Annotated in this window: 20 protein-coding genes and 1 tRNA gene; 9 read left to right on the forward strand and 12 right to left on the reverse strand. The window is 36.3% G+C overall.

What is annotated here, in order from left to right; translation table 11 throughout:
• From lptC to ACXAGJ_RS20970, 4 genes are read right to left on the reverse strand one after another with little or no spacing between them, the layout of a single operon-like run.
• Window positions 1-555, reverse strand: coding sequence for an LPS export ABC transporter periplasmic protein LptC (gene lptC / locus ACXAGJ_RS20955; RefSeq protein ID WP_473282838.1), 555 nt, complete (start codon window positions 553-555; stop codon window positions 1-3).
• Complete coding sequence (locus ACXAGJ_RS20960; RefSeq protein ID WP_474842628.1) at window positions 555-1,925, reverse strand: tetratricopeptide repeat protein; 1,371 nt, start codon at window positions 1,923-1,925, stop codon at window positions 555-557. Before ACXAGJ_RS20960 ends, lptC begins: the two co-directional genes overlap by 1 nt.
• Window positions 1,926-1,941: 16 nt before the next feature.
• Entirely contained in the window at window positions 1,942-3,186 is a 1,245-nt protein-coding gene (bamG, locus tag ACXAGJ_RS20965; protein WP_474842630.1) for a BamG family beta-barrel-assembly machinery protein, read from the reverse strand.
• The gene (locus tag ACXAGJ_RS20970) at window positions 3,183-3,914 is read right to left on the reverse strand and encodes a type III pantothenate kinase (protein ID WP_474842632.1); all 732 of its coding nucleotides are present in this window, start codon (window positions 3,912-3,914) and stop codon (window positions 3,183-3,185) included. Before ACXAGJ_RS20970 ends, bamG begins: the two co-directional genes overlap by 4 nt.
• Window positions 3,915-4,012: 98 nt before the next feature.
• On the opposite strand from ACXAGJ_RS20970, the gene ACXAGJ_RS20975 reads away from it, so the two are divergent.
• Window positions 4,013-4,085 (forward strand) — tRNA-Phe (locus ACXAGJ_RS20975).
• 58 nt (window positions 4,086-4,143) lie between these two features.
• Here ACXAGJ_RS20975 and ACXAGJ_RS20980 read toward each other — a convergent pair.
• The 7 genes from ACXAGJ_RS20980 to ACXAGJ_RS21010 form a co-directional block, all read right to left on the reverse strand.
• A complete protein-coding gene (locus ACXAGJ_RS20980; RefSeq protein ID WP_474842633.1) occupies window positions 4,144-4,377 on the reverse strand; it encodes a hexameric tyrosine-coordinated heme protein in 234 nt (77 codons plus the stop codon).
• Between the two features lie 173 nt (window positions 4,378-4,550).
• The gene (locus ACXAGJ_RS20985; protein WP_474842634.1) at window positions 4,551-4,832 is read right to left on the reverse strand and encodes a hypothetical protein; all 282 of its coding nucleotides are present in this window, start codon (window positions 4,830-4,832) and stop codon (window positions 4,551-4,553) included.
• Window positions 4,833-4,887: 55 nt separating this feature from the next.
• The gene (locus ACXAGJ_RS20990; protein ID WP_474842636.1) at window positions 4,888-5,295 is read right to left on the reverse strand and encodes a group III truncated hemoglobin; all 408 of its coding nucleotides are present in this window, start codon (window positions 5,293-5,295) and stop codon (window positions 4,888-4,890) included.
• A 1-nt stretch (window position 5,296) separates the two neighbouring features.
• Window positions 5,297-7,570: a nitric-oxide reductase large subunit gene (locus ACXAGJ_RS20995; RefSeq protein ID WP_474842638.1), complete on the reverse strand. Its 2,274-nt coding sequence runs from the start codon at window positions 7,568-7,570 to the stop codon at window positions 5,297-5,299.
• A 23-nt stretch (window positions 7,571-7,593) separates the two neighbouring features.
• On the reverse strand, window positions 7,594-7,932 hold the full coding sequence (locus tag ACXAGJ_RS21000) for a cupin domain-containing protein (protein ID WP_474842639.1): 339 nt from the start codon (window positions 7,930-7,932) through the stop codon (window positions 7,594-7,596).
• Window positions 7,933-7,988: 56 nt separating this feature from the next.
• Complete coding sequence (locus tag ACXAGJ_RS21005; protein WP_474842641.1) at window positions 7,989-8,450, reverse strand: hypothetical protein; 462 nt, start codon at window positions 8,448-8,450, stop codon at window positions 7,989-7,991.
• Between the two features lie 44 nt (window positions 8,451-8,494).
• Window positions 8,495-8,926: an Rrf2 family transcriptional regulator gene (locus tag ACXAGJ_RS21010; RefSeq protein WP_473282857.1), complete on the reverse strand. Its 432-nt coding sequence runs from the start codon at window positions 8,924-8,926 to the stop codon at window positions 8,495-8,497.
• Between the two features lie 230 nt (window positions 8,927-9,156).
• Between ACXAGJ_RS21010 and ACXAGJ_RS21015 the strand changes: the two genes are divergently transcribed.
• The 8 genes from ACXAGJ_RS21015 (at window position 9,157) to ACXAGJ_RS21050 (ending at window position 19,108) form a co-directional block, all read left to right on the forward strand.
• The gene (locus ACXAGJ_RS21015; protein WP_474842643.1) at window positions 9,157-9,564 is read left to right on the forward strand and encodes a response regulator; all 408 of its coding nucleotides are present in this window, start codon (window positions 9,157-9,159) and stop codon (window positions 9,562-9,564) included.
• 19 nt (window positions 9,565-9,583) lie between these two features.
• A complete protein-coding gene (locus tag ACXAGJ_RS21020) occupies window positions 9,584-10,129 on the forward strand; it encodes a heme NO-binding domain-containing protein (protein WP_473282862.1) in 546 nt (181 codons plus the stop codon).
• Window positions 10,122-11,711, forward strand: coding sequence for a sensor histidine kinase (locus tag ACXAGJ_RS21025; protein ID WP_474842645.1), 1,590 nt, complete (start codon window positions 10,122-10,124; stop codon window positions 11,709-11,711). The genes ACXAGJ_RS21020 and ACXAGJ_RS21025 overlap by 8 nt, the downstream gene beginning before the upstream one ends.
• Before the next feature lie 5 nt (window positions 11,712-11,716).
• Window positions 11,717-12,850, forward strand: coding sequence for an FIST N-terminal domain-containing protein (locus tag ACXAGJ_RS21030; protein ID WP_473282866.1), 1,134 nt, complete (start codon window positions 11,717-11,719; stop codon window positions 12,848-12,850).
• A 37-nt stretch (window positions 12,851-12,887) separates the two neighbouring features.
• Window positions 12,888-13,907 carry a sensor histidine kinase gene (locus ACXAGJ_RS21035; RefSeq protein ID WP_474842648.1) on the forward strand — a complete coding sequence of 340 codons (1,020 nt, stop codon included), beginning with the start codon at window positions 12,888-12,890 and terminating at the stop codon, window positions 13,905-13,907.
• 4 nt (window positions 13,908-13,911) lie between these two features.
• Window positions 13,912-14,232, forward strand: a complete 321-nt coding sequence (locus tag ACXAGJ_RS21040; protein ID WP_474842650.1) for an Hpt domain-containing protein — start codon at window positions 13,912-13,914, stop codon at window positions 14,230-14,232.
• A 12-nt stretch (window positions 14,233-14,244) separates the two neighbouring features.
• Window positions 14,245-14,961 carry a LytR/AlgR family response regulator transcription factor gene (locus ACXAGJ_RS21045; RefSeq protein ID WP_474842652.1) on the forward strand — a complete coding sequence of 239 codons (717 nt, stop codon included), beginning with the start codon at window positions 14,245-14,247 and terminating at the stop codon, window positions 14,959-14,961.
• Window positions 14,962-15,082: 121 nt separating this feature from the next.
• Window positions 15,083-19,108 (forward strand): DUF6923 family protein, encoded by a 4,026-nt coding sequence (locus tag ACXAGJ_RS21050; protein WP_474842654.1) that lies wholly within the window; start codon window positions 15,083-15,085, stop codon window positions 19,106-19,108.
• 42 nt (window positions 19,109-19,150) lie between these two features.
• On the opposite strand, the gene ACXAGJ_RS21055 is transcribed toward ACXAGJ_RS21050, so the two are convergent.
• On the reverse strand, window positions 19,151-21,187 hold the full coding sequence (locus tag ACXAGJ_RS21055) for a tetratricopeptide repeat protein (RefSeq protein ID WP_474842656.1): 2,037 nt from the start codon (window positions 21,185-21,187) through the stop codon (window positions 19,151-19,153).
• Between the last annotated feature and the right edge of the window lie 483 nt (window positions 21,188-21,670).

The raw sequence follows: 21,670 nt of genomic DNA on the forward strand, positions 1-21,670 counted from the left end.
TTACTCCTCGATAAACATGACACCTTCATTGATTCTTGAATTCAATATAGTAAAATCCTGATTAGCATCAAAACCATCAGCCTCATTGATGGTGCCATCTGGCAATAAACTTTTATAGGGTTGATCTGTAAATATCCAGCTTATATTTTGATCCCAGTACAATTGATTTGCTTGTAAATGTGTACTATCTGCTGTCTTGATATCTACATTACCTCTCATATCTATCAATCCTGTTTGTTGATAGGAGATGGCATAATCTGAAGTAATAACACTTACTTTTCCTTCTTTATCTATTACATCCAAAACAATGCCCTCTGGAAATTCATGATACCCAAAAGACTTGTTTGTAAAATCTAATACTCTGGGTGTTTTTAATACAGCGGTAAGCCTCCCAGAATCTGTATACTTAAGATTAACATCAAAGGCTTCTGCTATGGGAGCCTCTTCTGATACGATATAATTTTGATTGCCCTGACTAGATTGGCATGAAAAAAACATTGTCACAGCAAATGCTGTGACAATGTATATAAGTGTATTATAATTTTTATTCTGCATTATAATTTTGGTACTCTTACCGTTTCACCGATCCAACATCCAATCTTAACAGAGGTAACACCTGGATTATTAAAGATGTCTGTTTTTGATGGTGCTTTTGCTTTATAATTCGCTGCAGTTTTGTTAGCAGTAGATTTCAAACTTGGATCAACTTTTCCAGCTCTTCTTGCATAATTTTCTGCTAACCAATATACCGCTCTTTTGCTAAATACATCTGTACCACATGCATTCGCACTACTTGCAATCATACTTGCAATTCGTAGGTGACATACTCCCATAGAAGGCTTATATTTCAATGCTTTTCTATAGTATGATCTTGCTTTTCCTTTGCTTCCTTTCTTTCTTAAAGTCTCAGCAATCTTAAAGTATACTTTAGCTTTATCACTAGACTTAGTTTCTAACTCTGCAGATTGGTTAAAATAATCCAAAGCTGTAGTTGTCTTTTTGTCTTTTAATGCTAAAAGACCTAAATAATACGCTGACTTCGCAGATGGCTCAGCTTTATGTAATGCTTCTACCAACTTAAAGAATAACGGATCTTCTGTACATTCTTTGGCAGACATTCTTCCTGCAGCACCTTTCAACCAATTGATATCAGACTTTTTATCTTCAAACTGACCTGTGTAAAGAGGAATTAAGTTCTTACAATCAGCCAATTCTCCCAGCTTTTGGTTTACTCCAGCCTTTACCTTACTATAATTAGATAAAATTATTGAAGATCTTTTCAAAGATTTCTTTTCCTTGCTAGATAAAGCAGTACCAGCTTCTTCTTTATCAGTAAGCTCAGCAATCGTTTTTGCTTTTGCACTCTCCTCATCTTCTATTTTTTCAATTACTCCATCGTATAAGTCAAAAACTTCCTGTAATTCCTTTTTTCCTTCACCATGAAGATCTACTAATAAAGAGAAATAGGTATACACATTTTTAGGATTATCAACATTCTTCTTATCCTCTGTCCAAGCTTTATGCAATTCTGCAAATTGATCTTCTTTTGACCCTATCTTATTGTCATACATCAATTGCCCAATAGTAGAGTGCATATCTCCTATTTTTGTTTTCGCAGGAAAATACTGAAAACGCTCTTTAAGCAATTGAATCATCTCCTTTGCAATTGCTACTTTATCTCCTGCTGCCGCTTTTTTAAGCTTGTCTTTTAATAATTTCTCTCCAAACTGATATGTAGCGACGCTGTAGGTAGGGCATTCTTTTCTTACTTTCCATAGGGGCTCTTCTGCTGCTGCATAATTTTTCACCTTCGCATGTTCGTAAGCTATAGATGCTGTAGTAGCACAATCTGTAGCCTGAGCATTCACATTTGATGCACTTAAAACTAATCCTGTCGCTATAACAAATAAAAATTTAGTATTCATAGCTGTATTTATTGTGTTAATTAAATTTAATCTGTCTAAACCACTGATCGTTCAGTGATAAACTAATGGATAGATTAAAGAACTCTTCTTTTATCAATCCAAAATCCGTTGTTCCCCGTTGACCATACTCAAAACCAATGTTTGCATTTGAGAACAATCGGCCAACTGGTAATCCAACTCCAAAAGATATGCCAAACTCGTCAATCGAGGTCCCATCAATTGTTAAACCTGTTTCTTCGTATCGGAAACCAGCTCTATATACTACCCGGCTAAAATAGCTCGTCAGCGAATTATAATTTGGGATATAATATCCTCCCAATCTATATTTTGAACCACTTTCGTTATCCACATTGTCCTGTACAAACAATTGGTTGGTATCACCTCCTGAATCTGTAAAAACATACTCTCCACCAACAAACCACTGTTTCGGTTTACCGATACCTGCTCCAAACTTAAATTCTGCCGGAAGATCTATGTCTCGATCCGCTAACTCCGTCTCTTGTCTATCTATTACTCCTTCTGCTCCATTATTACCAATAATGATTGTAGCTAGTTCTCTAGTTCCTTCTGCGGTTAACCCAAAAGAAGGTGTAGAAACTACAGAAGCCTGAAGTTCTAAGTTTTCGGTTATCATCGTCTTGAAATTCACCCCTAGAGACAAGCTAAACGATGCAAGATCAGTACTTGTAATTTCTCTAGTATCAAACTGAATATCAGGTCGCTGCAGTATAGTTTTATTTTCAATGTTTCCAAAGTTATAATTAAAATCCAAACCTACACTTAGATTCTTGTTAACTTTAGCACCTGCAGACAAAAAAACCTTATTTAAGCCTCCTGTTCCTGTAAATCTCCGTTCGGCCCCATCTGCATCTATAGAATTGAGTCGATATCCTACCGACGTTACAGGGATAACTCCGAATCCAAATCCAAACTTCCCAGCAGGTATTCCTACAGCCAGATAATCCAAAGAGGCATTATCTCCCGAAGAAGACTCGGTTTCATTATTGATTTTAAAATTACTGTATGACGTTCCTACGGTATATGTGGTAAGTCTTAACTCTCCGAATGCTGCAGGGTTTTGTAGATTCAAATGGATACTGTCGGCTAAAATACTCAATCCTCCCATCGATCTATTCTCTACCGTTCCTTTGAATTTCTGGATCCCTATCCCATAAAAAGAATAAGGCGAAGCGGTTCCTTCCTGAGCATTGGAAACTATGGCCGTAAAAGCCACTATGATTACTAAAATCTTCTTTATCATCTACTATTATTAAAAGCTAAAATGTAGTTTAATCCCTCCAACAAAAAATTAGAAGTGGCAAATATGCCATTTTTTAATCTTTTAGACAAAAAATGTGCATCTCCTCCGGTTAAAATAACTGTTAAATCAGGATAAATGTTGCAATATTCTTCAATAACTCCCTGTATTTCGTATAAAATTCCTTGAATAACCCCAGAATGTATGGCTTCATTTGTAGTGTTTCCTATATGATTTTCAGGAAGTTTAGGTTCTAATAATGGTAATTTTGCGGTGTAATTATTTAAGCTATGATAACGTAAACGTATTCCGGGAGCGATGGCTCCACCCAAATATTCTTCTTTTTCATTCTTAAAATCATAGGTAACACAAGTCCCTGCATCGATTACCAACACATTCTTTTCTGGATACTGATCTACAGCTGCAGCAACCAAAGCCAATCGATCAATCCCAAGCGTTTCTGGAGTTTCGTATAAATTAGAGAATGGCATTGCAATTTTATGGCTCACAATCAATGTCTCATAAAGTTCCTGTATCTGTTTTACGGTATCAGGATTCAAATCGGATACCGAAGAGATAATCGCTTGTTGAATTAATGGGTGTTTTTTATGGGTATCTAGGATCTCCTGATCCAAATCATCTTGAACAATGGTTTTTTTTGCCACAATTTTGGATTGATCAAACACCCCTATTTTTATGTATGTATTGCCTACATCAATGATAAGATTCATATGTCAAAAGCTAAGCGATAAAAATACAAAACGAAATTTTTAAATTTTTCTTTTGACTATTAAAAAAAGCGTTCTATATTTGCATCCGCTTACAGCGAGGTGCCTTAGCTCAGTTGGTAGAGCAAAGGACTGAAAATCCTTGTGTCCCTGGTTCGATTCCTGGAGGCACCACCTCAAAAAGCCCGAACAGTTTGTTCGGGCTTTTTTTTTGATAATCAATAGTTTATTATTATTTCCAATAGTTATTTGCGGCAGAAATTGTTTGAAAGTTGATCGCAATTACTTGAGAAGCTGCGGTTAATCCAGAGGCGTCATTAGCATAATCCTTTCTCAGCCTTTTTAATACCTCCATATCTGGTTGTGTCGATTTTACACCCATACGAGATAACTTTATCGCCAGTTCAAAACCCTCTTGAGGTGTAGGCGTAATTAAACTTGACAACCATACTTCTTTTTGTTCCATGTTTTTGATTTTTATGATTCAATTTTTTCTTTCTAATTTCTAGTTCAATTCTTTTAAAACCCCATCAAAACCATTATTTGGTGATATTTTTGATGGGGAGTAGTAAAATAAACAGAATGATTCTTCTCTTCTAATTTGAAGGTCTATGCCATATTGTTGCTAAGCTTTACAGACTACAACAAATTAAAAACTACAAACACTGTACTAGATATAACACTTAGAATAAGAAGATTAAAACTCATCTTAGGTTTCTGTTGGGATAGGATGGCCCCATTGTAAAACATACATAAAATGGTCACTACAAACAGTTGAATCATTTGGGTCACAGAATTACCATTCATTAAAATAAACATAGCTGCTACCGATCCCAAACAACTTTGACCTATAATGGCAATAGGCGAATATCCTATAATTCCTTTTTCATACTCTTCTAAATAACTTTGATAAATTTTCATAGTTCTTATTTTTAATGAAGTAGAGCGGCAAGTAGACGCTTTACCTCTATTATTGTTAATTCATATTTTGAGGCCTACTCTTCCAAATAGCGATGTATTGATTGGTAGCCATTTTTCTAGCTGCATCTTTTGCGCGTTGTGCAAGCTTTCCTTCATAAAGTCCATCTATAGTGCTAAACCATAGTTGCAACCATTTACCGAAGTGAAGCTGGGTGACTGTATGGTTTAGACTTTTATCTACATTTTTGTGCGCTTTTAGCGGATTTCCTTTAAAACTAGCAACACCGAATAACGCAGTCATCCAAAAATCAGTGAGTTTTTGTATGTGTGCTGGCCATTGCTCTTCGGCTAGGTGATGATTAAAAATTGGGCCTAGTGTATCATCTTTTCGTATTCGTTTATAAAATGTAGACACCAACACAAACACATCTTCTCTATTATGTATTTCTTTCAAACGATTCATTTTAGTATGCTTTTTTTGTTTGCAGTTCTTTACCTTCAAACTGTACGTTTCGAACTGTTTGTCCTTTTCTAAAACAATAGAAAGTTTCATTGATCGTAAACCAACAGAAGTAAAATATTCCCACAGAGAATATGATATCTCCGACCATACGAAGCCATTTTAAGGTTTGTACCACCGGGGAATACAACAGTTCTGCATCTCTTGCAAAAGAATATCCTTTGGTGATCGAAGTATAGGCCTGGATAATACCAACCGGAAGTAAACTAAGCACCACCATAGCAATCAAACCAACATTCAGGCACCAGAAAGCAATCTTAAGTTTTGGGCTATCCCATGCTCTATCCGAAAAGAAGCGTAAACATATAATTATGAACCCCATACCTAACATACCATACACTCCAAAAAGAGCAGTATGCGCATGTACAGCTGTGGTATTAAGCCCTTGTATGTAGTACAATGCAATAGGAGGGTTAATCAAGAAGCCAAATACTCCTGCGCCCAACATGTTCCAAAAAGCAACTGCTATAAAAAAGAATATGGGCCATTTGTATTTCTGCATCCACTCCGTAGATTTCAAGAGGTTCCAATTCTCTCGAATTTCAAATCCCATCAAAGTAAGAGGTACCACCTCTAGTGCACTAAATGTAGCTCCCAAGGCAATGGCCTGTACAGGGGTCCCAGAATAATACAAGTGATGTAGAGTTCCTATAATTCCTCCTGCCAAAAATATGGTGGCAGAGGCAATAGAAGCTTTACCCGCTGTCTTAGCAGATAAGATCTTCATACGAAGAAAGATAAATGCAATAATTACGGTAGCAAAAACTTCAAAAAAACCTTCTACCCACAAATGCACTAACCACCATCTCCAGTAATTAATAACTGGTAAACTACTATTCTCTCCATACATTAGCCCCGAGAAGAAAAACATTCCTATAGCCATTACAGATATCAGCAAGATGATGAGTAGGTGTTTTGAATCATCATTTCTTTTAATTCCATACAAAATATGTCTCCCAACCATAAACACCCACAGCACCAAACCAACGGCCAGGAAAAGTTGCCAGAATCTTCCCAGATCCATATATTCATATCCCTGATGACCGAAGAAAAAATTAGTCGTAAGGTCTAGAAATTGGTGTATCCCCAACCACTCGCCGATTAATGATCCCAGAACAATAATCAGTAAGGCAATAAATAGAAAGTTAATTCCAAAAACCTGGTATTTCATTTCTTTGCCACTAATCATCGGAGCTAAAAACAGCCCCGTAGCTAACCAGGTTGCCGCAATCCAAAACACCGCCAATTGTGTATGCCAGGTACGAGTAATCGAATAAGGTAAAATACTAGCCAGATCAAAACCAAAAAAAGCTTGTCCTTCTACTGTGTAGTGAACGGTCAAGATTCCCAGGATAATTTGTAAGCCGATAAGTAGTGAAATGATGATGAAATATTTCAATACCGCTTTCTGTGAGCTTACCAGTTGTAACCTTTGCATTGGATCTTCTTTAGGATGCGTTAGCGCTTCTCCTTTTTCATGATTACGCACATAGTAATACACTAATATGCCTATAAACAAGAGTAGTAATATGATTGAAAATCCAGACCAAATTTGAGAATCTGGGGTAATTGTATTTTCGATCAACGGTTCATGAGGCCAATTAGAGGTATACGTATAATTTTGTTCGGGTCTATTTGTACTTGCAGCCCAGGAGGTCCAGAACAAAAATGCATTGAGTTGATGTAATTTATGAGGATAGGTTAATGCTCCCTTCTGAATCGCATATTGTTCATGACCTTCTGAAAAAATAGAGGCATAATACGCTGCATTTTCTTTGAAGGCCTTATACCTTTCTACAGAAATTGTAATTGTCCTGTCATTGGTTTCAAAAGTATTTGTTCTAATATCTTTTACCAATCTTGCTTTTAAAGCCGCTTTCTTTTCTTCATCAAGGTGCTCATAATTAGTTTCAAAGTCTTTTTGAGCCCATGCATCCAGCATAAACACTGCTTCTCTATGAATCCAATCGGCGGTCCAATCGGGGGCTACATAACTCCCGTGCCCCCAAATAGATCCTACTTCCATTCCTCCTATAGATTCCCAAACGTTTTGCCCTGTTTGGATATCCTCTTTGGTCAATACGACTTCTTGAGTTTCGCCCACTATGACCTTATCCGGAATAGGTGGTTGCGTTTGATAAATTTCTGTTCCTACCCAGATTAATGCTACAAACGATAGTGTGACTACTGTTATAAATCCGATCCAAATCTTTTTCATGTCTTTATTGTTTTGCGAAGGAACTAATCGATTAAACCTTTAATTCTGTTGGGTTTATCATGGACGGAGATAGACAATCGAATAATACAATCCTCTATACATGTCAAATCATGAGGTACATTTTCTGCCAGAGCTACCAAGTCCCCTCTTTGGAGAAGTGTTTTTTTACCATTGACTCCAAAATCTATGGTGCCTTCAAATAATTCTACCATGATGGGATACGGAGCTATATGCTCTTTCATTTCTTGTCCTTTTTTCATTACAATTCTTATTTCTTTACTGGTTCTGGTTTTTAGTAAGACCGTGATAGCTGGCTTACTTTCTGTATATTCTATGTTCTTTGTAAGTGATACTTTTTCCATAATAGCGGGTGTTATCTTTTGAAAATTTTTCTCTATTCTTAATTCCTTGGTTATATTCATTCTTTGGTTTCTTCAGCAACTTTCATCATTCTTAATAGTTTACTTCCATAGATAAAGAGACTTGCAGTTTTGCCTATTTCGAGTAATACATACCACAGATGTATACTACTATTCGGCACCTCGACTCCGTTAATGATTTGTTCTGCTCTTTGGTCCAAGACCGGAAGTAGCCATAGCGTTTGTAGTAGTAAAATGACAAAGGGAAGGATGATGTAAGGAGAAACAAACGGTATTCGTAATCCTGACTTTAATCGAAATATTGTAAACACCAATACCACAGCCAGGCCTATTTCTACTTTATTTAAAGCCGCAAAAACGAGTTTCCCAATACTCAATCCTATTGCCGTTGTTACTCCGTCTGCCTGAAATTTCAACCAGGCCTCCATAAAGCTAATCGCGCATACAAATCCAATCCATATAAAGGTGGTTGCGATACTAATGTTTAGGCTTTTTCTCATAACAGATTAAAAGATCTTTTTATCCTTTATGTTTTTAAATTTTTTTATCGTTTTAATATAGCGAGATCTGCATTCAAGTCTTCTGCTAGTGATTGCAGTGATGTACTTTCTAACATGCTTCTTAAATCATTTCGAATGGCTACAAATCTATGGTGTAAAGGACAAGGGGATTTTGCGTCACATTGTTTCAATCCTAATCCACATCCCGTATAGATCGAATCTCCATCAAGTACACTCACTATTTCACTCAGCTTTGTATTCATTTTCTCCTCTTCAATAACAAAACCACCATAAGGTCCCTTTATGGATTTCACAATATTATTTCTTGTAAGTTGCTGAAGTACTTTTGCTGTAAAAGCCTGCGGAGAATCTATCTCTTCAGAAATAGTGGTTAAACTTACCTTATTATTTTTGGTAGTTTGCTGAGCGATAAAAATCACTGCCCTAAGTCCATATTCACAAGATTTTGAAAACATACTTTAACAATTATGGGTCAAAGATAGTATTTTTTTTATAAAGGATAAAGATATCCTTTATAAAAATTTAATACCGTTTATCATCATTTTACCATTCGCCTACACTAAACTACCATTCGTCGACACTAAAAACACCCTTAAACGAAAGATCCCAGTAAAATACCTATAAAAGCCCAATCTTTGAAGTGTCAAAAAGAAACAATATTAATACCCCTAAAAACTGAAACGTAATGAGTTTAACATTTTTATTAATCGAAGATGATGAAATTGAGCGAATGAAATTTGCTCGTGTCATGCAAAAAAACAATTTCAATCACAGACTACTTGAAGCCGAAAATGGAGAAGAAGCTTTAAAAATTTTAGAGAAAAAAGATTCTTTACCAGATATTATTTTTTTAGATTTGAATATGCCAAAGATGAATGGCCTAGAATTTCTAAAGATACTGAAGTCCGATACATCGTTAAATTATACCCCTGTAGTTATCCTTAGTACTTCTAATAATCATAATGATCTTAAAGATAGTTATGAGACTGGAGTAGCGGGATACATCGTCAAGCCTCTTAAATATGAAGATTACGCGCACAAAATTAAGTGTATGATCGATTATTGGAGTGTAAACGAATTTGTGAACGCATAAATTTAAAACTACATAACGTATGAAAGGTATTGTTTTTACTGAGTTTTTGGAATTAGTAGAGGATAAATTCGGCCTAGAAATGGTCGATACCATTATCGAGAAGTCAAATTTACCATCACAAGGTGCTTACACCGCAATTGGTACTTATGATTTTTCGGAAATGTTAAGCCTCCTCAAAAACTTAAGCGAAAACAGCGGCCTAAGTATAGACGATCTCTTACTCACATATGCAGAACATTTTTTTGGGGTATTGGCAGAAAGCTATCCCGATCTGATAAAACGCTATAAGGATCCGTTAGACATGTTGTCCTCTATCGAGAATCACATACATGTAGAAGTACAAAAAATCTATCCAGATGCAGAACTACCTACTTTTGAGGTACAAGAAAAAACAGAAGACAAATTAGTACTGATCTATAAATCCAGTAGAGCCATGTATAGTTTTGGCCTTGGATTGATGCGCAAGACTTTTGAACACTTTGATACTAAAGCCAATATTACTTACGAAAAATTATCATCAGATGGAACCGAAGTAAAATTTAGTATTGTAAAAACGAATGGGTAATGATCAAGAAATATTTAAAAGAGCTTTAGCAAGAGAAAAGGCAGCGAGAAAACAAGCAGAAAAAATTCTTGAGGACAAATCCAGAGAGTTATATTTTATAACGCAGCAACTTAAAAAAGCTAACGAGCAACTAGAGGATCTGGTCGATGTAAAAGAATCAGAGCTTCAAGGTGTTTTCGACAATTTGGTAGATGCTTATGTACTCATGGACCTACACGGAAATGTTCAGGAAATGAATCAGGCGGCCGTCGAATTGTTTGGATACGATGTACGTAATGAAAAACTGAATGTGGTTCAACTGATCTACAAAGAAGATTATGAGTATGCCATGACTTCCTTTTTTAAGCTTACTCAAGATGGTTTTTTCTCTGACTATCAAGCCAGGGTATACACCAAACATAATGGTGTGCGTACTGTACACATCAATGCCAGTATCATAAAAGATAAAAACAAAAAACCTATTGCCGCACAAGGCATTGTGCGAGATATCACCACTACCCTAGAACAGCAACGTATTTTTGAGAATCAACGACAACAATTATCGGTAATCGTTGAAAATTCTTCTTTGGGTATCGTACTCACCCAAATGGGTAAAATTCTTCAAACCAATAAAGCCTTTCAGGACCTATTGCAGTATTCTCAGGAAGAACTTTTGGAGATGGATGTCCAAGAAATTTCTATGCCCGACGAATACAAAGAATCCGAGGAAAACATGAAAAAAATGACCAGTGGCGAAATCGGAGGATTCTCCATCAATAAAAGGTATCGCAAAAAAAACGGAGGTATCTTTTGGGCAAAAACCAGCGTAGCTGCCGTAAGAAAACAAAATGGTGATATGCAGTATCAAGTGGCTTTAATAGAAGATATTACTGATCAGAGAGAACATGAGAAACAACGAGATTTGCTACTCAAAAACTTAGAAAAGAGTAACAAAGAGCTGAATGATTATGCACATATCGTTTCGCATGATTTAAAATCTCCTCTACGAAGTATGAATGCTTTGATTACCTGGTTAAAAGAAGATTATGAATCCGTTCTGGATGAAGGCGCACAACAATCTTTTGATATGTTACTCAAAAAGGTAGACAAGATGGACCATTTAATCAATGGTATCCTTGAATATTCGAGCGTCGACAAAGGAGAACATATACAAAAGACCATTGATCTTAATAGCACCGTAAAAGATATTATTGATATTATTTATATCCCAGATCATATCGAGGTTACCGTAACTTCAGATTTGCCCGTGGTACAAGGGGATAATTTTAGACTACAACAACTATTTCAGAATTTAATCAATAATGCCGTAAAATATAATGACAAAGAAAAGGGCTGGATCAAAGTATCCTGTATCCCACAAAAAACGCATTGGCAATTTGCAATAGAAGATAATGGGCCGGGAATCCCAAAAAAATATCACGAAAAAATATTTAGAGTATTTCAAACTCTTGACGACAACAAAGAATCTACAGGAGTTGGACTCTCTATTGTCAAAAAAATCATCGATTTGTACGATGGCAAAATTTGGGTAACTTCAGAAGAGGGAAAGGGTACCACGTTTCACTTTACTTTAAAAAAATAACTTTTATGAAATTTCAACAGTTCGAAAAGAAAAAAGATCAGGATTGGACCCCAAAAGGATCGACAGACACGTCACTAAAAAACCCCTTAGTTTTAGTATTTGGTAATCGATATGCCTTGGATAATGATACCATTTATGAGGAGGTAAGACAACTTTTTCCTGAAGGAGATATCATCTTTGGATCTACTGCAGGAGAAATTATTGGGGATAAAGTACTCGAAGACTCTATTACGCTAACCGCGATAGAATTTGAAAACAGTAGCTACATGATTTATCGAGAAAACAGCATGGATCATGAAAAGGATTCTTTAGAATTAGGAAAACGACTTATCCAAAAAGTACCAAAAGAAGGTCTGAAACATATTTTTGTCGTTTCTGAAGGTAGTTTTGTTAATGGTTCTGCATTGATCGATGGTTTGGAAACCGAAATTGATGGCATTGCGATTACGGGAGGCTTATGCGGTGATGATTCCAGATTTGAAAAGACCCTTGCCAGTTATAATGAAAATCCCAAAGAAGGAGAAGTAATTTTAATAGCGTTTTATGGGGAAACTCTTGAAATCAGCTTTGCACAATACGGTGGCTGGACTCCTTTTGGACCTGAACGTATCATCACTAAATCTGAACAAAATGTACTTTTCGAATTAGACAATCAACCTGCGTTGGATTTGTATAAAAAATATCTTGGGGATAAGGTAGAAGAACTTCCGCAATCTGCACTCTTATATCCATTGAGTGTAAAGTCAGAAAATAAAAAAGAAGCCATTGTACGTACGATATTAAATATCGATGAAGATCAAAATACGATGACCCTTGCGGGAGATGTGCCAGAAGGCTCCAAGGTTCAACTAATGATGGCTAATATCGATCATATTGTTGATGGTGCACTGCAAGCGGCAGATATTGGGATGGAAGCCCGAAAACATAAACCAGAACTGGCCATTCTAGTTAGTTGTATTGGCAGAAAATTGGTGATGGATCAAAGAGTAGAGGAAGAAATCGAAGAAGTAATGGAATCTATAGGAAATCAGGCTACGATCACTGGTTTTTACTCCTATGGCGAATTGGCTCCTTTTACTGGATATTTGGCCTGCGAATTGCACAACCAAACCATGACATTAACATTGTTTAGTGAATAATATGCACTCATTGCTTAAAAGACAAATACGGAAGTTTTTGGACGCAGAAATTAAAGAGTCCGAAACCATTAACTCATTTCTGGAAGCCGTAAACAGTTCTTATCAAAATTATGAAGAACAATTTACTATGCTTCAAAGAGCGATGGCAATCAGCTCTCAAGAGTTATTTGACGCTAATAGAAAATTACAATTGGAAGCCGAGGAACAGAAAAAAGTAATCGCTAGTTTGACTGAAGCTACCAAAACGTTGCGATCGGTTTCTTTCAAGAAGGATAAAGGCGATAATGAAAGTAAAGAATTAAGTGGTATCGAATTGGCTAATCTTATTGAAGAACAAGCCTTGCAGATTTCAAAAATTGAAAAACAAAGAGAGATTCTACTCAAAGACCTCGAAAAAAGTAACCGAGATCTTAATGATTATGCCCATGTAGTATCTCATGATTTAAAATCTCCGCTTCGCACGGTCAACACCCTGATCACCTGGATCAGAGAAGATAATGGTGATAATCTGGATAAATCCACTCAGGACCACCTTGAAAGAATCGATTCGAACATCGAAAAAATGGATAATTTGATTACCGGAATCCTGGAGTATTCTGTAGTAGATGATAAAACTCAAAATCTAAAATCCGAAATAATTTTGGGCCCTTTGATCGATGAAATTATTGAGCTTACTCAAATACCTGATCATATTACTGTAAAGACTCCAAAAATACTTCCTGTAATACAAGCGGATTCTTCAAGAATAAAACAACTATTTCAAAACCTAATTACTAATGCTATCAAGGCGATAGATAAAGAAAAGGGAGAAGTTTGTGTTCTTTTTGAAGAGCTTCCGGATTTCTGGCAATTTGGAATCAAAGATAACGGGAAAGGGATTCCCGAAAAGTACCACAAAAAAGTATTTGAAATATTTCAAAAATTAGAAACCAAAGACAAATCCACAGGTATTGGATTATCTATCGTTAAAAAAATCGTAGCCTTTTATGAAGGCAAGATATGGATAGAATCACAAGAAGGTATAGGGACTACGTTTTTCTTCACCTTAAAAAAATAAAAACATGAACGAAACCCCTAACCTAAATTATATCAAAGAACTAGCTGCAGGCTCTGTAGAATTTGAGCAAAAGTTAATTGCTATCGTAAAACGAGAATTCCCAGAAGAAAAAAAGGAGTTCCTTAACAATTATGAAGGAAAACACTTTATAAAGGCTGCAGAAAATGTACACAAACTGAAACACAAAATCGGCATGTTGGGGTTTGAAGAAGGCTACCAATTAACGATCAATTTTGAAGAAGAACTCAAGGAAAAAGAATATACTTTGTTTTCAAAATTTATGTTAATTTTAGGTGCTATAGACAATTTTCTAGAAACCATATAAAGAATAGATCTTATGAATTGCATAATAATCGATGATGAAGAAACGGCAAGAGTAATTATTCAACAACTATGTTCACAAGTAGATGGACTTACGGTTATTGAAGAATTTCCGAATGCGATTCAAGCTATTAAATTTCTGAATAACAATACGGTCGACCTTATTTTTCTGGATATTCATATGCCAGATTTTACCGGCTTTGATTTTATTCAAACTCTGAAAAATCCCCCTCGAATAGTAGTTACTACCTCTGATAAAGATTTTGCCTTAACCGCTTTTGAATATGATTGTATTGTAGATTTTTTAGCAAAACCTATTACCTTACCACGTTTTCTTAAAGCTGTACAAAAAGCCGAAAGTAGTACAATTGCACCTGCAGAAACAACTTCCTCAGAAGAAAATACTTCTACTAGTTCTGGAGAGAATGATTTATATGTAAATATTGACCGACGACTAATTAAGATTGATATCCCAACCATCAATCTTATCGAAGCAAAAGGAGATTATATATTGATCAAAACTGAAAAGCAGAATTATACAGTGCACTCTACCCTAAAAAAGATTGAAGAAAAACTCCCCGATGATCTTTTCTTAAAAGTACATCGATCTTACATTATTAACTTCAAGAAAATTGTAGATATCGAAGATAATAGCGTACTGATCGAAAGAGATGTAATTCCCGTAAGCAGATCCAACAGACCCGAACTTATGAAGCGGCTAAACCTGTTGTAACAAGCTTATCTCTTAACTATTACAACTCGTCTACAGTAAATTACCACTTATCGATTTACCGTCCTCATCATGGTAGGTATAGGTTAATTTTGAAGTATCGAAAAACCTAAATCGTACCATTATGAAAAGAATAACTACCCTACTAATAATCATTATCACTTTTTCTCTAAAAGCGCAACAAGCTTTTGATTGTAATGATGGAACCTTTTACCAGGTAATCTCTGGAGCCATGAAGGCGTATGATCCAATAACAGGGTCTTATTCTGATGCTTTACACACCTACGATGCTTATAATGCTGGAGGATACAATGTAGTTGATAATTATTTGTATGCGATCAAAAAGGGAGATAACCACCTTTTAAGAATCGCAAAAGATATGGTGATCGATCTTGGTGCTGTCGCTCCAAGTGGAACTGTATTTTTTGGAGGAGGGTACGCTGCCGATGTAGATCCTGACGGAAACTTATGGGTATTTCAAAATAATAATAAAAGAACCTTTCACAAAATCACAAATTTGGCAAATTATGACGGGAGTACTTCTCCTGTCTTTGAAGTGATAGAAGCAGATGTTACAGCCCCTAGTACATGTGCAGATATTGTATACGTGAATGGTGCTTTTTATGGGGGTAGCAGAGGGAAGATCTTTAAGTGGGACTTGTCCTCTGGCATCCCTGTTTTTAGTAGTAAAAATGTAGCCAACTTGCCTTCAAGCACGTTTGGAGCTGCATATGCGGATGCTAACAATAGATTGTATTTTTCTGATAATAGCGGAGGGTTGTATTTGATCAATGATTATGAAGGAGACAACCCTTCTGCTACCATGTTAAACCTTACTGAGACCACAAATTCTAACGATGGATTTAAATGTGCAAGCGGAGTATCACCTCTAGACAAAGATCAGGATGGTGTTTTGGACTCTATGGATGCAGATTGTGATGGTGATGGTATTTTGAATGTAGTAGAGTGTCAAGGATTGGATCCTTATGGTGACGATGATGATGATGGTATGTACAACTACCTTGATGGTGATGTGAGTGGTAATGGTGATAATGTAGTACAGGATGCTTTTGACAGAGATAGAGATGGAAACCCTGATTTTTTGGATATCGATTCAGATAATGATGGGATTTATGATATCGTAGAAGCAGGTCAAGGTGCTGCAGATACCAACAACGATGGGATATGTAATGGTCAGGACACTAATTTTCAAGATGTAGATGCAGATGGTGTAGCAGACGCTTTTGATGCAGATCAAGGTGGTACAACGGTTACTCCATTAGATTTTGACGGAGATGGTGTTTTTGATTGCTACGATATTGACTCAGATAACGATGGTATTGTAGATATCATCGAAGGACAGAACAGCGAAACGTACTTAGGAATTTCGGGTAATGACGAAGATAAAGATGGATTAGACGATAATTTTGATGCTGATTTTGGAGGTACAACCAACGGAACAGTAAATACAGATGGTACTGATGGATACGATCATTTGGATACCGACTCTGATAATGATGGTGTTTCTGACTTCTTAGAAGCATATGACAATGATGGAGACGGTGTTGCAGAAACTACACCTTCTGGAATCGATCAAGATGGAGATGGATTAGACAACAACTTTGACCAAAGAAAAACGAATTTCGATCCAGAAAATGGTGGTCAAAATCCAGAAAGTTTCCCTATCCCGGCTATCTGCGACAGATATAATTATTTAGGAGAATTCAACAGCAACGGAAAACCTTTATACTTAGATGGGCAAGATGTGGTAAGCCAGGAAACTTTGGACATGATCAATAATGCATTACCAGAAGGATACCCTGTACCAGATTTTAATCCGCACTATATTTCTTCAGGATATGATACCGATATTGTAGTTCAAGAAGAAGCAGAGATCTGGGTGACTTTTGTTGGAGAAGGCGCTGGATATAGAAATACCCTAGGATTCTACACCTATGATATCGACAACCCTTCGCAAACCATCCCACAACCAGAAGACATTACGATCATTTTTCCAAATGTGTCTGCTGTAGGTAGTGGAGGTGAATTAGAAGTAGGAGATAAAGTAAAAATCGGAAGCTTCCCTCCTAACACAGGTATCGGTTGGGTATTGTTGGCCAATGCATGGAGCAACGGTTGTGTAGACACAGGACACTGGCAACTGCACTCTAACCCAGATTACAATCCAGAAAATGAAGAAGATTTAAGATACCATAATGTATTGTTGAATGACCCTGATAGTGAGAGAATCATCCTTGGTTTCGAAGATATCAGAAGAGACTATGCTTCTTGTGATCAAGATTTTAATGACGCTTTATTCTACATCACAGCTAGCCCAATTACAGCAATCAAAACAGACAACTATGCAGATATTGATAGTGCTACCGATGTAACTTCTGCAAACGACGGAGGATTAGAAAGTAACGGAGATCTTGCCAGCCTAATCGCAAAACGTAACTTCAATAGAGTTAAAACGAATCAAGTTTTCAATACCAAAAAAAGACAACAACCATTTATGCCTGAATTTGTTTCGTACAAATCAGCAAACAATGAAGATTTAAGCGTTCATTTCCCTGCTACAGGAATTAAAGGAACAGAAACTACTTATGTATCTAGTCCAGAAGATTTAGTAGGAATCACCAACGCAGCGGCGGTATTTTCTATCGATTATTATGAAGGAGAATCCAGAGTAGCAGCTGCCCTGGCAACATCTACCAAAGGATCTGTATATGATCATTCAAAAACCATTTGTGATCGATTAAACGGTTCAAAATTATTAGATGTAAGAACAGTACAAATAAGAAAACATACTATCGTAAGCACAAAAATTGAAAGAGCCACAGGAGAAATCGAATATGCATTGACCTTCTCTGTAAGAAAAGCAGAATTCGAAAATGAAATCTATAGCCTATGGAATATAGGTGGCTACCCAGAAGGAGATTATATGAACTTCCAGGTATGGGGAGGAACTGTATCTCAAGTAGCGAATATCGCCAACCATATTATCGACTCTTTTGTAGCGACAAAGCCCTTGAGAAGTAATAAGCTGAAAGAGGTTGTACCTACAGTATTTGTAAAAGAAGGAGCTTACGCAAATGGAAAACTAACGCTTACCGTAGTTAACAAATCAAGATCAGCAAACATGCAATTTGTAGGTAACCTAAGAACTACCGAGCAAGCTGAAGAAGTAAATACAACCAAGACCGTAGCGCTATCGGGTGCCTATAATCAGCAAGTAACCATCGATACAGGATACCTATTCGATATTGGTTTCTCAATCAAAGGTGCTGCATCATCTCAAATAGATGCCTTATATCTTGCAGATGGACCATGGGGTATTGACTATGCTGAAAACGGTGTTGTAGTGAACGATTTTGTAATCGGAAAGAATGAGAATGCAAAAGAAGACAACAAACATATTGTAGAGCGAAATGCTACTGTGAGAGGAGAAGTAAAAGAAACATTAAACTTGTTCAGAAATGTAATGCCTGGTGATTTATCGCTTGATGTAACCACATACGAAGCTGTTCAATTCGAAATGTTCAACACTAGAGATATCGAGGTGATATTAGTGACAGAAGGATTACAAGACTGGAACAACAGATTGCGATATACCATTCCTGCTACTGACCAAAAAGAAAGTCATAGTATCGCATTTGCAGATTTTGTAGATGGTAACGATCAGCCAGGAATCATAGAAAAAGTAAAGAGTGTTGTATTCTCTGTGCAAGGTGATTATCAAACCTTCTACACTTTTGAACTTGAAGTATCTGCATTAGCCTTTGGTAAGATTGCTAGCAACGAAGAAGAAGATGATACAACAACCGAAGAAGAAGAGGAAGAGGAAGACGAAGAAATTATCGCTGTAGAAGAGGATACTTTTGATCCAAATGCAGTGACACAGGTAAAGAACTATCCTAACCCATTCATCTCAGAGACTACGATCCAAATTCCTGGTGAACACCAAGAAGTATTAATCGAAGTAATCGATATGGTAGGAAGAACAGTACGAAAAGAATATGTAGCGGTAAACAGAAATACCATACGTTTTGAAACAAGAAATTTAACTCCAGGAATCTATCACTACATGATCAGAGGACAACAAATGAGAAGATTCAAAGGAAGGTTATTTATAAAAGAAACTAATTAGAGTGTTAAGTGTTTCAGATTTGGGTGAATAGCGGGAGCAGCATTAATCATTGTTCTCGCTATTCTTTTTTAGTTTCATTATCTGCTTGTCGAAAAGCGGTTTTTTAAGGAAATACCATTTCAATTTAAACCCAAATTCTGTAAACTCAAATCCTGCAGCAGTAGCAGAAGCAATGTTACTGTATTTCCCATATAAATTGGCCTTAAAACGATCAGTAAATCGATATCCTATCTTCCCTTCCGCCCTAAAAGTAGTCGAGGCATCTTCGTCATCCACAAATTGCTTGCCCAGAGCAGCGCTTAAACTGTAAAACAAATCGTTTTCAGCATTACTTACTACTTCTGCAAATACCTCTCCCAGATGAAACGTTCCTGGACTAAAGTAGATTTCAGGCACTTGATCCTTAAACGATATATATTGATAATTTGCTCCTACCTTTACCCCTGGTCTTTTTAATACGTTATAATACAATGAGGTAAATAATAAATTCCTAACATTATCATCGGTCTGCGTCGTATAGATATATTGTGTATACCAACCTAATCTGAAATTGGTTCCTAAATTATAATTGGCAAAATAATTATTCATTACAATTTCTCGATTGATTAGATCTGCGTTGAAATTTTGAAGTTCTCTTTTGTATCCCACATCCAAACTCTGTAATTTAAAAGGTTTTGTTTGCACGACAGCTTCAGCGGTTAATTGTGTAAAATCAGTGGTAATAGCTTCAGAGTTATTAATCCCGATATTTCCTAAAAAAGAAACTCGACCGCTCAATTTATACGACATCCCCAAGGATACATCATTAGAGGTGGCTTCTACCTCAGTTCTTGTATTTTCAGTCTTTCTATAGGTATATCGAAACATCGTTTTGAATCTCGCAGAGAAGGGGACTTCGACGGCTACACCTGCACTAAATGCTTCGTTATCCCCATTATCAAAAGTGTAAGCCGTTTTTTGTTCTACAAACGGAGTATGCGAAATTTTTAAGGTCTTGATCAACTTCTCTGCATCGGGTTGTTTGGGATAATAATATAACGTCTTAAAAGCATACTCATACGCTTTCATATCATTTCCTGAGGCGCGATAGGCATTAGCAATCCCCAAATTACCATCAAAAGAGCTGGCTTCATTACCCAAAATTGCCGAATATCGATCCAGGCTAATTCCAAAATTACTGGTATACATCCCATAAGTAGCCTCAAGAGAAGATACTTTATTATTATCAGGAAATCCTGATTTTAGATTGCTGAGTTCTGCTTTTGCCTTCCTATACTTTTGATTCCATAACAAAGCTTGTACGTAACGCTCTTGAGTAGCTAACCACAAGGGATCATCTTTTTTATACGATGCCACTTTTTCTCGAGACAGCTCTACCAACGCTAACGCCTTTTTGGTTTTATGCTGTTTATTCGCCACCAATGACAATCCGTTAAAAGCAACAATACTATCTCTGGGCGTTGTTGCTATTTGTTGATATACCTGTTCTGCTTCTGTAAGTTGGTTGGTGATCAAAAATATATTCGCTTTATTAAGCAAGGTGTCTTTATCCCCTGGGAAATCCTTCAGGTTCTCATCTAGTAATTGTAAGGCCTCTGTATACTGTTTATTTTGGGATAATGTAAATGCGTATCCCAGGCGTACAAATTTTCTTGAGGTAAGCGCATTTGCGTTTCCTGGTGATAATTGTAATGCTTTATTAACCCACTCTAGAGCTTTTGTGTATTTTTTTAAGTTCGATAAGGTATTGGCATACCCCAAAACCCCGGCAAAGCTTTTTGGATTTTCTTGTACTAATCCCTCATAAAATGTTTCGGCAACTTCAAATTGTCGATCCCAAAGCAAAGATTCGGCATAATTTAGTTTAATTTCAAAATCATCAGGGTACTTCGATTTTAAATCGGTAAAGATGTGTATCGCTTCTTCAGAATCTCCTAATAAACCAACGGCCCGACCATAACATAATGTCGCGGTTTTATTCTCAGGATACTCCTCTAGTACTTTCTCAAAAAAAACTTTTGCATCCTTATAATTTCCGCTTTCCAGATACGCAAATCCTTGTTGCATATCCTGCGCCATAATCGAGTAAAAAGATGAAAAAAATAAAAGATATAGAGCAAATTGTTTTATGCGCATTGTGTAATATCCGGGTTAATATGTATGTTAAAATACACATTACTTCAAAAAGTCGCTATCAAAATGGGGAGAAGTTTTTTAACTCTCAAACACACTTTGATCAAATTTGACTTTTTTTAACATTTTTTACTAAAAAGTGATCCAAAAAAGAGGGTAAAACCGCATTTTTTTAACTCATTTTTACTGAGGAAATCCACATTATTATTAACAATTGTAGTACAAAGACTACTTTTTTTGAATAAAAAATGTTAAAATTTCAATGAAAAACAACCTATTTTCGATGAAATACACAGTTTTTGGTACTTCCGTAGAAAAAATGAGGTTTTGCCGTAAATAAGTTTTACAAATACTTGTTAGTTTTACAATGTGCTGAGATACAAATCCTTATCTCAAAACAACATTTACTTCGTCAAAATTGCTAAACCT

Source organism: Aquimarina sp. AWH4_224 (assembly GCF_056160245.1).